At 33.7% G+C, this 14803-nt stretch carries 13 protein-coding genes and 1 pseudogene; 11 read left to right on the plus strand and 3 right to left on the minus strand.

Annotated features, from left to right (window positions below; translation table 11 throughout):
• From ACEWK1_RS00005 to ACEWK1_RS00030, 6 genes and pseudogenes are all read left to right on the plus strand, one after another.
• Nucleotides 1-439, plus strand: a pseudogene (locus ACEWK1_RS00005) (hypothetical protein); the annotation flags it as partial.
• Nucleotides 436-1428, plus strand: a complete 993-nt coding sequence (locus tag ACEWK1_RS00010) for an NAD-dependent epimerase/dehydratase family protein (RefSeq protein WP_212134667.1) — start codon at nt 436-438, stop codon at nt 1426-1428. The pseudogene ACEWK1_RS00005 and the gene ACEWK1_RS00010, both read left to right, overlap by 4 nt.
• Nucleotides 1418-2269, plus strand: coding sequence for an MBL fold metallo-hydrolase (locus tag ACEWK1_RS00015; RefSeq protein WP_212134669.1), 852 nt, complete (start codon nt 1418-1420; stop codon nt 2267-2269). Before ACEWK1_RS00010 ends, ACEWK1_RS00015 begins: the two co-directional genes overlap by 11 nt.
• Complete coding sequence (locus ACEWK1_RS00020; RefSeq protein ID WP_212134671.1) at nt 2262-3596, plus strand: F390 synthetase-related protein; 1335 nt, start codon at nt 2262-2264, stop codon at nt 3594-3596. The genes ACEWK1_RS00015 and ACEWK1_RS00020 overlap by 8 nt, the downstream gene beginning before the upstream one ends.
• Nucleotides 3580-4713, plus strand: a complete 1134-nt coding sequence (locus tag ACEWK1_RS00025; RefSeq protein WP_212134673.1) for a hypothetical protein — start codon at nt 3580-3582, stop codon at nt 4711-4713. Before ACEWK1_RS00020 ends, ACEWK1_RS00025 begins: the two co-directional genes overlap by 17 nt.
• 94 nt (nt 4714-4807) lie before the next feature.
• Nucleotides 4808-5962: a glycosyl hydrolase family 18 protein gene (locus ACEWK1_RS00030; RefSeq protein ID WP_212134675.1), complete on the plus strand. Its 1155-nt coding sequence runs from the start codon at nt 4808-4810 to the stop codon at nt 5960-5962.
• A 64-nt stretch (nt 5963-6026) separates the two neighbouring features.
• Here ACEWK1_RS00030 and ACEWK1_RS00035 read toward each other — a convergent pair whose 3' ends face one another.
• Together ACEWK1_RS00035 and ACEWK1_RS00040 are read right to left on the minus strand one after the other, a co-directional pair.
• Nucleotides 6027-6170, minus strand: a complete 144-nt coding sequence (locus ACEWK1_RS00035) for a hypothetical protein (protein ID WP_162987297.1) — start codon at nt 6168-6170, stop codon at nt 6027-6029.
• A 171-nt stretch (nt 6171-6341) separates the two neighbouring features.
• Nucleotides 6342-6509: a Fur-regulated basic protein FbpA gene (locus ACEWK1_RS00040; protein ID WP_121661531.1), complete on the minus strand. Its 168-nt coding sequence runs from the start codon at nt 6507-6509 to the stop codon at nt 6342-6344.
• Nucleotides 6510-6726: 217 nt separating this feature from the next.
• On the opposite strand from ACEWK1_RS00040, the gene ACEWK1_RS00045 reads away from it, so the two are divergent.
• Nucleotides 6727-8709, plus strand: a complete 1983-nt coding sequence (locus ACEWK1_RS00045; RefSeq protein WP_212134676.1) for a methyl-accepting chemotaxis protein — start codon at nt 6727-6729, stop codon at nt 8707-8709.
• A gap of 45 nt (nt 8710-8754) precedes the next feature.
• On the opposite strand, the gene ACEWK1_RS00050 is transcribed toward ACEWK1_RS00045, so the two are convergent.
• Entirely contained in the window at nt 8755-9699 is a 945-nt protein-coding gene (locus ACEWK1_RS00050; protein WP_212134678.1) for a GntR family transcriptional regulator, read from the minus strand.
• Between the two features lie 145 nt (nt 9700-9844).
• Between ACEWK1_RS00050 and ACEWK1_RS00055 the strand changes: the two genes are divergently transcribed.
• From ACEWK1_RS00055 to ACEWK1_RS00070, 4 genes are all read left to right on the plus strand, one after another.
• Nucleotides 9845-10378 carry an HPP family protein gene (locus tag ACEWK1_RS00055; protein WP_212134680.1) on the plus strand — a complete coding sequence of 178 codons (534 nt, stop codon included), beginning with the start codon at nt 9845-9847 and terminating at the stop codon, nt 10376-10378.
• Nucleotides 10379-10507: 129 nt separating this feature from the next.
• Nucleotides 10508-11314 carry a rhamnogalacturonan acetylesterase gene (locus tag ACEWK1_RS00060; protein ID WP_232273481.1) on the plus strand — a complete coding sequence of 269 codons (807 nt, stop codon included), beginning with the start codon at nt 10508-10510 and terminating at the stop codon, nt 11312-11314.
• Nucleotides 11315-11538: 224 nt separating this feature from the next.
• Nucleotides 11539-13098 carry a fatty acid--CoA ligase gene (locus ACEWK1_RS00065; protein ID WP_212134682.1) on the plus strand — a complete coding sequence of 520 codons (1560 nt, stop codon included), beginning with the start codon at nt 11539-11541 and terminating at the stop codon, nt 13096-13098.
• 383 nt (nt 13099-13481) lie between these two features.
• Nucleotides 13482-14786 (plus strand): DEAD/DEAH box helicase, encoded by a 1305-nt coding sequence (locus ACEWK1_RS00070; RefSeq protein WP_212135145.1) that lies wholly within the window; start codon nt 13482-13484, stop codon nt 14784-14786.
• The last annotated feature ends 17 nt before the right edge of the window (nt 14787-14803 follow it).

A 14803-nucleotide genomic window follows, 5' to 3' on the forward strand; every position in this document is an offset into this window, starting at 1 on the left:
GTTTGCACAGGTTGTGGTTGAAAAACTGAATTTCTCAGGACAGATATCTTTTGACTTTATCATACATGAAAATGGAGTCGCCTTTCCGATAGAATGTAACCCTAGAGCGACAAGTGGTCTCCATTTATTTGATAAGAAATTGGCTTATCTATTCACAGATGCAAAATCAATTCTTTATCCTAGGAAGGATAAAAAAGAAGCGATAAAGTTGGCCGTTTTTTTATATGGATGGAAACAAGTAAAAAGTCTACGTCAACTTAGGAGATTGTTAGAAGTATTTTTTTCATATAAGGACATTACGTTTACAAGCAATGACCTTGGGCCTTACTTTTATCAACTAATTAGTTTATATAAGATGTGGAAGGAAAGCAGAAGAAATAAAGTTTCTCTTATGGAACAATCCACCATAGACATAAGTTGGGATGGTGAAACGATTTGAATGTATTAGTAACTGGAGCTACTGGTTTTTTAGGAAGAAAAGTAGCGCTTCATCTTGCTTCGATTGGATACAATGTCACAGGGACAGGACGAAACCAACTAGTAGGGGACTCTCTTTCTAATTCTGGGATTCAATTTAAAGCATGTCATTTGGAAAATCGTGATGGTATCATAATGTTGTGTGAAAATCAACATTTTGTTATTCATTGTGGAGCGCTTTCATCTCCATGGGGCAAGTATAATGACTTTTATCAAGCGAACGTTATTGGTACAAAAAATGTAATTGATGGCTGTAAAAAGTGGAATGTGAGTCGCTTGGTTCATGTTTCAACACCAAGTTTATATTTTCACTATGACGAGCGTCAAGATGTGAAAGAAGATGATAGTTTACCGGAAAAATTCGTTAACCATTACGCAAAGACTAAATTTCTTGCAGAAAAAGAAGTAGACCAAGCTTTTATAGATGGTTTATCAACCATTACGATAAGGCCCCGAGCACTATTTGGTCCTGGTGATCAGGCTATTTTTCCAAGACTTATCAAGGTTTGTGAAAAGGGAATGTTCCCTAAAGTCGGGTCTGGTGATGTTGTTATTGATATGACTTATATAGATAATGCTGTAGATGCAATCCTTTTATGTATGAACTCTAGATCTGAAACGTTGGGACAAAAATATAATATTACAAATGGTGAAAGAGTTCAGTTATATTCTATGATTGATACAGTAATGAAACGACTAGGCAGGTCGTTTACTTATAAACAGATTTCATTTAAAAAAGCTTTTCATCTAGCAACATCTTTGGAGTATGTATCGAAACTTCTTCTTTTTGGAAAAGAGCCCTTGCTCACAAGATATACAGTTAGTGTCCTTTCTCAATCTCAAACACTATCAATTGAAAAGGCAAAGAGTGAATTAGGATATAAGCCAGCTGTTTCTGTTGAAGATGGGACGAAGGAATTTGTAGATTGGTGGAAGTCACATGTCCATTAACATGATGAAAATTTTTGCTTGTGGGTATTGTACACATCCAGAAAAAATTGTGAACCCTCAAAAAACATTAAAAACAATAAAATTTCCAGCTACAGTAGCTTTGTTAAAACATCCAACTATTGGCTATATTCTTTTTGATACAGGTTATGCTTCTTATTTTCTAGAAGCTACTAAGGTATTCCCTTATTCTATTTACGCAAATTTAACACCTGTTTTCTTCTCAGAAGAACGATCGATTAAAAATCAATTAAAGAAACAAGACATAAATCATAATGACATTAAAATCATCATTCTTTCTCATTTTCACGGAGATCATGTTGGAGGATTAAAGGATTTCCCGAACGCAAAAATAGTAACTTTTAAAAAAGCTTATAACCACATCAAAAAACTTAGCAAGCTGAGAGCCTTAACTAAAGGCTGCTTGCTTGATTTACTTCCTAAAGATTTTCAAGAAAGAGTTTCTTTTATTGATGAAAAACCTTTACTACCTTTAGGGGAAAGTTATCATCCTTTCACGGGAGGTTTTGATGTGTTTGGAGACGATTCTATAATTGCTGTAGACTTAACAGGTCATGCTATAGGTCAGCTAGGAATCTTCGTGAACTTGAGTAGTGGTAAAAAAATCTTTCTTTGTGCTGATGCTGTTTGGCAAAGTACCGCTTTTGAAAATATGATTTTCCCTCATCGTATAGCCCATTTATTAATTGAAGATATTGACGCTTATAAACAGAATCTTAAAAAGTTACATCTATTATCTAAGCAAAATCAACATATTGAAATATTACCAACTCACTGCCAAAAAACGTGGGAGATCGCAAAAGAGGGTATCATTTATGAATAAATTGTTATTACTCAAACAGTATTTTCTTACAAAGTATGGTAGGAGGTTTACTTCTCGGGAAAAATTGCTTGCTTTTCACGACAAAAAAATGAAAAAACATATAAAAAATGTTTTAAAGCATTCTACCTTTTATAAAAAACTCTATCAAGATGAAAGGTACCATCATGACTGGACATCCCTTCCTATCATTACGAAATCTGATATGATGGACTCTTTTAATGAGTTAAATACCGTCGGAATTAAGAAAGAAAAAGCTTTTCAGTTAGCTTTTGATGCGGAAGAAACGAGGGATTTTTCCCCTAGAATAGGAAATGTTTCAATAGGTCTTTCTTCTGGAACAAGCGGAAATCGAGGCTTATTTCTAGTAAGCAATAGAGAAGAGGCAATGTGGGCTGGAACGGTTCTTGCGAAGATGTTACCAAGCAGTATTTTCAGAGAGCATAGGGTTGCCTTTTTTCTAAGGGCAAATAGTAATCTTTATGAATCGACAGAAAGCGGAAAAATTAGCTTTCATTATTTTGATCTGTTAGATTCATTTCCTAAACATATAGAACGATTAAATCAGCTTAAACCTTCAATTATCATTGCGCCCCCTTCGATGTTAAGAATGATTGCTACATGGAAGCATAAACAGATTATTAGTATTTCTCCAGAAAAGATTATATCGGTAGCAGAAGTACTAGAAGATCTTGATAGAACATATATAGAACACATTTTCCAACAAACTCTGCATCAAGTATATCAAGCGACAGAAGGATTTTTAGCTGCTACCTGTTCATTTGGAGTTCTTCATATGAATGAGGATATAATCGCGGTTCAAAAAGAGTATCTTAACAAAGAAAAGGGAATATTTGTACCGATTATTTCAGACTTTACTAGGAAAACGCAACCGATTATTCGATATCGTTTAAATGATATATTAATAGAGAAAAAGACAGCATGCCCCTGTGGGTCACATTTTTTAGCATTAGAACGGATAGATGGGCGTTGCGATGATCTTTTTTATGGGAAAAAATTATTAACAAATGAAGAAATATGTTTATTCCCAGATTTCATTAGAAAATCTATCATGATTGCATCAGATCAGATTTTAGAATATAAGGTTATGCAGCGGGAGTTCAACTTAATAGAGATTAAGTTGAAGGTAGAAAGTGATGAAGAAGTAGTTAAAGAACTTGTTTTAGCTGAGTTACAAAAATTGTGGAAACATGAACAATTATTAATTCCACAGTTTCACTTCACACCTTATGACATAGTTACGTCAGACCGAAAGTTAAAACGAATTGAAAATATGATGAAGGGTAAAAGTAATGATTCATTTATATAATGCTGATAATTTTCATACAATTGATTGGTTTTCTAAGCGAAACGGACAGTTTTTAAAGACTTACTTTGAGCCTTTAATAAAATATGAGATTCCCTATTTCATTGAAAATGTTCATTCGAAGATTTATTTGTTAGAAGTAGGTGATCTTCTTTTGCCGGTTTCTGTAACTGACCAACAGTATAAGGATTCATATGTTGCTTCGCCTTATACTCATTATATTAGCTATGCAAAAGAAGAGTTATGGGAGCTAAAGAACAAGGCGCTTGAAGAGCTTCTTCGTCCTGTAATCGGGATGATGGGACAGCTTCTTCGAAAGAGTAACATGAACAAAGTTGTTATTGTTAATAATTGGCTTTTATCAACAAATCTATTTGAATCAACTTTGTCTTTTAATCAAGTGCAGAGAATCACAGATTTTTTAGCTAGGGAGTTTCCTAAGCACACGATCTTGTTTCGATCGATTACAAAGAATTTGCATGAAAATATGATGAAATCGTTTGATACAGTTGGATATAAAAGAATAATGTCACGGTCTATCTATCTATTTAATCCTGAACAAAAGCTCACTAAGCAACAACTAAAAAACCTCTATCAAGACGAAAAACTGATCAAAAAGCATCAGTATAAAATTAGAGATGTAAGTATAGAAGATTGTGATCTTATTTTGCGTTTGTATTTAGAATTATATATACAAAAGTATTCCACTAATAACCCTCAGTTTACATCAGAGTTCATTCGTCATGCGTATAAAAGTAAGTTATTAACCTTTAAAGTGGTTTGTAAAGGTGATCAAATAGTAGGTGCTATAGGATTTTTCATCCAAGGAAAGGTGCTGACGACCCCGATTTTAGGCTATAGCATAAAGTTGGAGAAAAATGCTGGGTTATACAGGGTTCTTTCATTCCTTATTACGAAAGAAATTATGAACAATCATTATATCGGGCATCGTAGTGCTGGGGCGGGAGAATTTAAAAGAAAGCGCGGTTCCATTCAACAGATTGAATATACATATTTTTATCAAAAACATCTGCCTATGACTCAGAGATGGGGGTGGAATTTGCTCAAAATTATAATGGATCTTGTTGTCGAACCATTAGCTAAGAAAAAACAATTTTAACCTTTTGAATAAGCCTTACTTTAATTACCATCGCTACTTCAAAGAGTTATTTGTTACTATTTTAAAAGAGTTTGCCACAAAAGGAGTGAGTACCTTGAAAAAGCAATATCTTTTAATGATAGTAGCTGTTATCTTGTTTGCAGGAGGATTTTTTTCAGGCGTTCTCTTCTCGAATATAGAACGACAAAACCAAACTAACGATCAGTCTAAACAAACTGAGATTTTATCTAAATCTATAAAACAACCGCCTCTGAAAAAAATTCCGGATGTGAAGGAATCCAAGCCAAAAGTGTTAATAGGCTATGTTCAAGATTTTAGAGATCCAGAAACAATCGACTTTTCTTCACTAACGCACGTTGTCTATTCCTTTGCCCATCCAACCAAAGATGGAAGTATTTTATTAAACGGAGGAACGGAGCCAACAAATTTAAAAAAGTTAGTAAAGCGCGCACATAATCATGATACAAAAGTTTTGCTGGCCGTTGGTGGTTGGTACCATATTGAGGGCGGCGAATCGTATGATTATTTTAAAACGGCCATTTCTTCGGAAACTTCTAGAACTAAATTAATAAATGAACTACTAGCTATAGTGGATAGGGAGCAATTAGATGGAATAGACATCGATTTTGAGCATCCACGTTCACAAGAAGATGCCGACCAACTGTTAGAATTTACGAAGCAATTGAGCAATAAATTGCATCAAAAAAAGAAACAGCTCACAATTGCTGTCTACTCAAAAATTCACAGTGTAGCAGGTACAGAAATTCAATCAGTTGTATTTCATCCTGAAATGTTTACCTATGTAGATTATGTGAATATTATGGCTTACGATGGCCAATGGGATGGGGAGTACAATGCAGCGAATTTAGCTCCTTATTCATTTATAGAAAACATTGTGAAATATTGGGGAGCACTTTTTGACAGTAATAAATTACCACGTGAAAAACTGGTGCTGGGTGTTCCTTATTATGCTCAGCCTGAAGATCCATCAATTAAACAAATGTCCTTCGGGGCAATTATTGCCAACAATCCTAAATTTGCTCATCACGATGCAGCACAAGTAAATGGAACAACATATCATTATAACGGCATTCCCACTATAGAGAAAAAAACCATGCTTGCTATAGATCAAGAATTTGGAGGCATGATGATATGGGAGATGGGACATGATGCATCTGGAGATTATAGCTTAACAACAGTCATATCACAGCTGTTAGAAGATGAAAAATTGTTAGTAAGAGAAGAATAAATGCCTTATACACGTTCATCAAATAAGATGAACGTGTTTTTCTTATCGGTTAGGAAGAAAAAAATTATTGTTTATCATGATTTTTCGCCATTTCATCTTTTATTCGTTCTTCCTCTTCTAGCACGCAAATACGAGTAATTTGTTCGATTAACATATGATTTACATAATCGCCTTCCTCAATGCAAGAGCTTTCCTTATCTTCATTCATATGCTTAGAGCTCCTTTCTCCTGAATAGACAAAATTATAAAGGAATGTAACTCGGCATTTGCCATTGTTAAGCCTAATTTTTATTTTATCATTTGTATTAAAAGGAAACTGTATTCAAAAACAAAAGACCTTTTTCGGCTAAGGTCTTTTAAATGTATAAATCATATATTATTAACAGTAATGATCCTTAGCGGATCTGGAATAGAGAATAAGCTCTAATTCTTTTTCAGTTGCCTCATAAAACTGTCTTCCATCAGGCATTTTAAAAACATTTTGATCCAAAAGAGCAGAAATAATTTCCGCTTTAGTTATAAAAGTATCTTTTGTTGCTTCACACATACATATCACCTCAAAAATTGAAAGCGTTTACAATAATATAATAAAGAAAATTTCAGGAAATGTCAACCAGATTTACATGTAGTTTTTTAATTATTTAAATCAGATTGGTATTAAGATCTTTTAAAACCTGACGATATAACAGAAGGGAATTGTATACATACATATAAAAAATTTAAAAATCAAATAACATCTTTGTAAATAGCAGAGGAGTGTTTTTATGAAAAGTAAGTTGACCTTAAAAACAATAAAATCAAAGCTTTCCGTTACACTAATCATGGTTTCAATTATTCCATTAATAATAATGAGTACGTTACTTTATTTTATGACAAATCAAGCTTTTTCAACTATTATGACCAACAATCAAGCTTCAACGAAGGAATCTATATCCAATCAGTTAAAAGACGTCTCAGAAGAATTATTAAACTTAACAGCACTTTATGCAAATAACCGAGAATTAATTGAAGCTTATTATTCAGGAGACCGGGAGAATTTAGCAAAGATTGCTGGTCCTATCTATGAAAGATTACAGAAGGAGCATTTAGTAGACGTATTTGAATTCGGAAGTGTAGATGGTACCGTTTTTTATAGAGGTCATAATCCTGAAAAGTTTGGCGATGATAAAAGCGATAAAACGGCTATTCAAGAAGGATTAAAAGGTACTGCTTCTACAGGCTTTGAATTTGGAAGTAGTGGGTTAGCCGTCCGTGCATTCGTGCCAATTACTTATAACAATCAAATTATTGGTACATTACAAACGGGACTTGATAGTCAAGTTATTGAATCAATTACCCAATCTGTTAAAGGTGTACAATTAAATATAATGAATGTAGAAGGCGAGATTTTAGTAGGATCAGATAAAAATGCTATAGGGACAACGTTCCAGGACGAATCAGTTATAAAGCAAGTTACTACTGGAAGAGAAATATCAAAAGAAAATAAACAATCCGTTGATTTATACATGCCTTTATATGATCCAACGAAAACTGAAGTAATTGGAATAATAAATTTGAGGCAGGATGTAGCTATATTAAATAAAGTTCAAAATCAAATTCTTATCTATCTATTTCTTATTGGGGCCGGAGCAGCTCTAATGGTCATTATTGTTGCTTTGTTGATTAGCAGAGGTTTCTCGAGACCATTACAACAGGTAAATAATATTATGGATGAGATTTCAAAAGGAAATCTCAAAAATGAATATACTGGAAAAGAGCGTAATGATGAGTTTGGTAATCTAATTAATTCCGTTCTTGATACTCAATTAAAACTTAGATCAATGATTGAAAACATATCAGAGGTATCTTCTAATGTTCAAAAGCAGTCAACTATAATGAAAAATTCGTGTGATGAGGTTAATTTGTCTAGTCAGCAAGTTGCTTTAACAATGCAAGAGCTGTCAAGTGGGTCAGAGTCCCAAGCAACATCGACTACAAGCTTATCTCAACAAATAGAAGCTCTTTCACAACGTATCTCTGAGGCCAATATTGATGGAGATCTTATTAAAGAATCTTCAGTACATGTGAAAAGTCTAACCAATAAAGGTTATGAGCTAATGATCGAATCTATAGATCAAATGAACATGATTAATAAAATTGTTAACGAATCTGTCCAAAAAGTTGAGGGATTAGATAGACAAACAAATGAGATTTCCAATTTGATAAACGTTATTCAAGAGATTGCTAATCAGACTAACTTATTGGCATTAAACGCTGCGATTGAAGCAGCAAGAGCAGGGGAGAGCGGGAAAGGGTTTGCAGTTGTAGCTGATGAAGTTCGAAAATTATCAGAGCAAGTATCGCAGTCCATTTCTGGTATTACTGCTATTACAAATAACATTCAAACCGAGTCTAGTAATGTTGTTACATCCCTTATGACTGGTTATGAACAGGTAGTGGAAGGAACAAATCAAATTAAAGAAACGGGCAATAAATTTGAACAAATCAATGTGTCTGTTAGCGATATGGTGAACAAAATTCAAGCCATTACTCTAAATCTAAACGAAATAAAAGAGAGCAGTAGTGAGATCAATCATGCCATTGAACATATTGCTTCTATTTCAGAGGAAGCTGCTGCCGGAATTGAACAAACATCAGCTTCTGCACTCGAAACAACAACTTCGATGGATCATGTTTCTTCTCAAGCAGATGGAATTGAAGAACAAGCTGAAAAGCTAGAATCGTTAATTAGAAAGTTTAAAATGTGATACAAAAAGGGCTAACTCGATTTTTGAGAGTTAGCCTTTTTGTTATTATAAAGATTGATTAATTCCTTTTAAAATATGAATACTTGTTTCTTCTAATGTTAATGGAAGAGATATCATATGGTTTGGTTTCTGTTTAATAAAAGACAGGGCCCCTTCTGAAATAAAAACAAAATCTGAATGTTGATAAATGAACTCTAATTCATGCTCTGGCATATTCAAATGAGCATGAGATATATGAAACTGATTGATGCCAGCCTCATTCACTTTTTGACTCATCCATTTACTACCCTTTTCCCCAAAACACATAAAGCTTACTTTACTTTCTGGCTTAATCTTTGAAAGGGAAACTAGTTTTGTTGGTTCCAAAGTAGCTCCAATAGTATAAACATATGTTTGGGGAGGAACAATTCTTCTTAATTCTTCAGAGTGATTGAGGGTGGTAATAATGATTGAACAATCACGAAGTTTATGATTAAGATCATCATTATGAATAAATGCTAAATCAACTTCAGCATTTGGTAGATAGTTAACTAATTGATTAAAGTAAAACTGATAATCATGTTCGTTACACTCGATAAATAAAACACGTACTTTTGTTTCTTTTATAAAATATTGGCTGTACATATATGTAACGGATAAGAATTGTTCCAGTGTATAACCCTGCTCAACGCTATCCTTAACAACTTGTTCAATCGATCGATGAACAGCTGTTTCCTTTAACGATTGGACTGAGTTATGGCTGGAAATCTGAGTTCTTTTTCCCTTACCCATTAACAAGATTTGCTCATCTTTTAATAAAGTGTACGCTGAGTTAACTGTATTACGATTAATCCCTAATTGATCACCAAGCTGATGTACATTTGGCAGATAGTCACCTGGTTGTAAAATGCCTTTTACAATTAAATATTTTATTTGTTCTTTTAAAAAAAGGTTTAATGGTATAGGAATATCTTCAGAAATGATTAAGGGTAATTTATCAAATTGGCGCATGAACGTAACCTCCGTTACCATTCATACTAAATAAGAAAAGAAAAAAATACAAGATCATTATATTGAAAAATATGGTACTCAACATTATAATAAACATATTAACATATGTTATTATGTTTTTTAACTTATGAAGGAGTGATGTAAAATGCAAAGATCAGTTGGAAATACAAGTCAAAGTAATAATGAATTACAACTAAAGAAGAAAAGAAGTTCACCATTAAAGGTTAGTTTACAAGCTATATTAGTAGGAGGTTTTGGTGGTTTTTTCACAATATTTGCTTTGTCATTAATAAGTTGGAATGATGTGGCTTTATTAATGGCACCATTTGGAGCAAGTTGTGTTTTGGCTTTTCATGTATGGGATTCTCCACTATCGCAACCTAGAAATATTATAGGTGGTCATTTTATTTCAACCTTAGTTGGTCTGATTGTTTTGAATTGTTTTGGTAATCATGCTTGGACGTTAGCTTTGGGTGTAGGTCTTGCTATTATGATGATGATTCTTACAAAAACGACTCATCCACCAGCTGGTGCGGATCCAATTGTGGTGATCCTAGCGGGAAGTACTTGGGAATTCTTATTTTTACCTGTATTATCTGGGGCGATTTTGCTGTCATTACTCGCATATATCTTTAATAACTTGCAACCTAACAGAAAATATCCTACCTTTTGGGTATAATCTCATGTGACTGAATTCTTTTTTGATATATCTCAATCCATGTACTTATGAAAATTTATTAAAGGTTGATCTTAACTTCATATTTAGAATGATTTTAGGTAAATTAATAATAAAGGACCCACAGAAGGGGTGATCATCATTCGATTTTACTTAACAATACCAATAGTAGGATTTAGCCTATTTTTTATAGCCTTATCTATTATTAAGGGGCATGAAACTTTTGCTATTATGAACTTTCATGAAGAAGAAAAGGTTCATATTTATCTTGCTGGGGATTCAACCGTTTCAACTTATAAAAAGACTTTGGCACCTAGAATGGGGTGGGGTCAGGTTTTAGATGAAATGTTTAATGAGAGGGTTATGATTCATAACGAAGCAGTATCTAAAAGAAGCTCTAAGAGTTTTTACAATGAGGGAAGATTAACAAAAATAGTTAACCATTTACAACAAGGTGACTATCTCTTTATTCAATTCGGACATAATGATGAAAAAGTAAATGATCCAAGCAGATACACTGAACCATTTACAACCTATAAGAAATACTTAAAAAAATATATTTTAGCTGCAAGGTCAAAAGGGGCTTTCCCAGTACTAATAACTCCGGTTGAGCGTAGGAAATTTTCACCAGATGGACATATCGTTCATACACATGGTGATTACCCAAAAGCAATGAAGCAATTAGCTGAAGAAGAAAATGTGCCAGTAATTGACCTAACATCAAAAAGTAATCAGCTTTTTAGTAAACTCGGAGCTAACAAAACGAAAGAACTTTTTTTATGGCTCCCTCCAAATAAAAACCCACATTTCCCTGAGGGAAAAAAAGATAACACACATTTTCAGGAACGAGGTGCTTATATTGTGGCATCTTTAGTAATTGATGGAATAAAGGAACTAAATCTACCTATTAAAGAACACATTGTTAATCAAGATAAATAAGGTACTGTTTAGAATTCTATTCTAACAGTACTTTTTTCATTTATAGGATATATACAGAAATAATGATCATATTCTTGGTCATTACTATGAGAAAACTTCAACTAACAAAGAAAATCGTTAATAAAATCTTACATTAGAAAAGGAATATTTAAATAAAGAAAGAAATACATATATACAGGTTTATTTGAAAGCGTTTACTTAATTGAAGCGGAGGGGTGTAGTATATGTATCTAACAATTGGAAGGCTTTTTGAACAAACTGTTTCAAAGTATCCTAACAAAGAAGCAATTGTGGATTGCTCTCGAAATATTCGTTTTACATTTGGACAGTGGAATGAAGAAGTAAATAAACTTGCTAATGCTCTGTTATCTTTGGGTGTAAGAAAAGGGGATCGAATTTCTACTTATTTGTTTAACAGTTATGAATTAGGTACAGTTTATTTTGCTGCTGCAAAAATTGGTGCCATTATTAATCCAATTAATTTTAGATTAAAAGCAGAGGAGGTTTCATACATCCTTTTAGATGCTGCTCCAAAGGTTGTTTTATTCGAACAAGCTCTTGAAGAGTCCATCACGAACATTCACAAACGATTTCCCTCTATTTCTTTTATTTATATTGATGAATCTGTTCCTAGTTATGCTTCTTCTTTTCAAAACATCGTAAAAAATTCTCCATCAAATCATCCAGACATCTTTGTAGAAGAAAATGATACGTATGCCATTATGTATACCAGTGGAACGACAGGACGCCCAAAAGGTGTTATGCATCGACATCGTGATATGATAGAACAAAGTTTAATTTGTATAAATGCATTATCCATTACCTCTAAAGATGTGGGTCTTGTTACAGCTCCGATGTTTCATTGTGCAGAGCTTCATTGCAGCTTTTTACCCCGTGTACATGCTGGTGCAACAAACGTAATTATCCATCATTTTGATCCAAAAATGGTCTTAAAAACAATTGAAGAAGAAGGGGTAACAATGCTGTTTGCAGCTCCTACTATGTGGAATATGCTTCTTCAAGAAGATATTGGGCAATATAATTTATCGTCACTCGATGTTGGATTATATGGTGCAGCACCGATGGCACCAGCTTTAGTAAAGGCTTGTAAACAAAGTTTAGGAATTGAACTTGTTCAAGCATATGGCATGACAGAGATGGGACCAGCAATTGCGTTCTTAGATAGAGATGAACAATTAACTAAAGCTGGCTCGGCTGGTAGGGCTTGTTTCAATCATGAAATACGAATTGTAAAACCAAGTGAAGAAGGCCCATCAGATCCAGATGACATCCTTCCTGTAGGTGAGGTTGGTGAAATTATTGTAAAAGGTCCATGTATGATGATAGGTTATTTTAATAAAGAAGAAGCAACAGAAAAAGCAATGTATAAAGGATGGTATCATTCCGGAGACCTTGGGTATTTAGATGAGGATGGTTATTTATTTGTCGCTGACCGAGTTGATGATATGATCATAAGTGGTGGAGAAAATGTATATCCCCGTGAAGTAGAGGACGCTTTATATGAACATGAGGGAATTTTGGATGTTGCCGTTTTAGGAGAGCCTGACGAGTTATGGGGAGAAAGAGTAATTGCAGTTATAGTGAAAAAGGATGAAACTGTAACAGCTGAACAACTTGATCAATTTTTAAAAAGCTCAAATAAACTTGCTCCCTATAAACGACCAAAAAGATATGTGTTTGTTTCTGAATTACCACGGAATGCAAGTGGTAAAATTCAAAAGTTTTTATTAAGAGAATCTTTATCACAAAATAAAGTGAAGTAACTGGAGATTAGGGCCTTTCTGACGGAAGGCTCTAATTTTTTATAACATAATGATAGTTGAAAGGTATGATTTGGATTGTGGATTAAGTATTCATATTACTTTTTTTCTTGAAAGCTTTTTCCGGCTTCCTTTGAAATGCCTTTAATCAGTCCATCATTTTTTTCATTGCTGTTATTTGTCACTTTCCACATTCCTCCCTAATTTAAAAGACTACTGTAAAGGGTGAAGATAATTGAAAAGAAGTTTATCACTTTATCATTTCAAAATAAGTGTAAAATTCAGTGGAAATAACATAATTCAAAACCAAATGAAAAAAGATAATGAGTATGATATAGTTAGAAAGCTATTTTTGATAAGATGAAAAGAAAAGAGACGTGATCATGTTGACTGAATTTTTAAAATTAGGTATTCGAAAAGAAGTGAATGATACATTAAAATCTTTAGGACTAATGAAGCCAACACCTATTCAAGAACAAACAATTCCAAAAGTATTAGAGGGAAGAGATGTGATTGCACAGGCTCAAACCGGTACAGGGAAAACACTTGCATTTGTTCTTCCCATTTTAGAAAAAATTGATGTAAGTCAATCTGAGGTTCAAGCACTTATTTTAACTCCAACAAGAGAATTGGCACAACAAATATCAAAAGAAATAAAAAAGATGATTGAAAATTTGGAAGGTGTAAATGTTCTTGCCGTTTATGGTGGACAAGATGTTGAACACCAGTTGAAAAAGCTTAGAGGGGCCCAACATATTGTTGTAGCAACACCAGGAAGATTGCTTGATCATATTCGCCGTAAAACAATTGATTTATCAACTGTTACAATGCTTGTTTTAGATGAAGCAGATCAAATGTTACATATGGGCTTTTTGCCAGAAGTAGAAGATATTATTTATGAAACACTTTCCACTCGACAAACGATGTTATTCTCTGCAACAATGCCTGATGAAATTCGGGCATTAGCTAAAAAATATTTAATGAATCCGGAAAATATACAAGTTAAAGCAAAAAATCTGACAGTTGATAAGATAAAACAAATTGTGATTGAAACAACTGACAGAAGAAAGCAAGCCACCTTGTTGCATCTGTTGCAAGAGCAGCGACCTTTTTTAGCGATTATTTTTTGCCGAACAAAAATTCGAGCAAAAAAGCTTCAAGAAGCATTAATTGCTAATGGCTATGAATCCGATGAATTACACGGCGATCTAACTCAAGCTAAGCGGGAAAAGGCGATGAAACGGTTTAGAGAGGCTAAAATTCAGTTCCTTGTCGCAACTGATGTTGCAGCAAGAGGCCTTGATGTGGAAGGTGTGACACATGTTTTTAACTATGATATTCCTCACGATGTAGAAAGCTATATTCACCGAATTGGTCGAACAGGTAGGGCAGGTGGAGTAGGTATTGCCTATACACTTGTGGCACCAAAAGACATGGATTTTTTACGAATGATCGAAAAAGGTATTCATCAATCTATGGAAAAACAGGTTATTAGAGGGATTAGTGTCCCTGATCGAGAAGATTATGATAAAGAAAGAAAAGAACAAATAAGAAAAGAAAGTCGTCCATTTAATAGAGGGGGAAAAACGAATCCTCGAAGAAACTCCGATTCCAATCAACCAACAAAAGAACGGAATAAAAGAGGATCAAAATCTGCTTCTAAAGATGGAAGAAGAAATAGACAAAGATAAAAAGAGTGGCTGTCCCT

This window comes from Metabacillus sp. YM-086, assembly GCF_048059995.1.
Lineage (GTDB): Bacteria > Bacillota > Bacilli > Bacillales > Bacillaceae > Metabacillus > Metabacillus litoralis_B.

Excerpts from the sequence above, each read along its gene's own strand:
- ACEWK1_RS00015 (WP_212134669.1), top strand. The coding sequence starts at position 1,418 with ATGTCCATTAACATGATGAAAATTTTTGCTTGTGGGTATTGTACACAT.
- ACEWK1_RS00020 (WP_212134671.1), top strand. The coding sequence starts at position 2,262 with ATGAATAAATTGTTATTACTCAAACAGTATTTTCTTACAAAGTATGGT.
- ACEWK1_RS00025 (WP_212134673.1), top strand. The coding sequence starts at position 3,580 with ATGATTCATTTATATAATGCTGATAATTTTCATACAATTGATTGGTTT.
- ACEWK1_RS00035 (WP_162987297.1), bottom strand. The coding sequence starts at position 6,170 with ATGAATGAAGATAAGGAAAGCTCTTGCATTGAGGAAGGCGATTATGTA.
- ACEWK1_RS00040 (WP_121661531.1), bottom strand. The coding sequence starts at position 6,509 with ATGTGTGAAGCAACAAAAGATACTTTTATAACTAAAGCGGAAATTATT.
- ACEWK1_RS00045 (WP_212134676.1), top strand. The coding sequence starts at position 6,727 with ATGAAAAGTAAGTTGACCTTAAAAACAATAAAATCAAAGCTTTCCGTT.
- ACEWK1_RS00050 (WP_212134678.1), bottom strand. The coding sequence starts at position 9,699 with ATGCGCCAATTTGATAAATTACCCTTAATCATTTCTGAAGATATTCCT.
- ACEWK1_RS00055 (WP_212134680.1), top strand. The coding sequence starts at position 9,845 with ATGCAAAGATCAGTTGGAAATACAAGTCAAAGTAATAATGAATTACAA.
- ACEWK1_RS00065 (WP_212134682.1), top strand. The coding sequence starts at position 11,539 with ATGTATCTAACAATTGGAAGGCTTTTTGAACAAACTGTTTCAAAGTAT.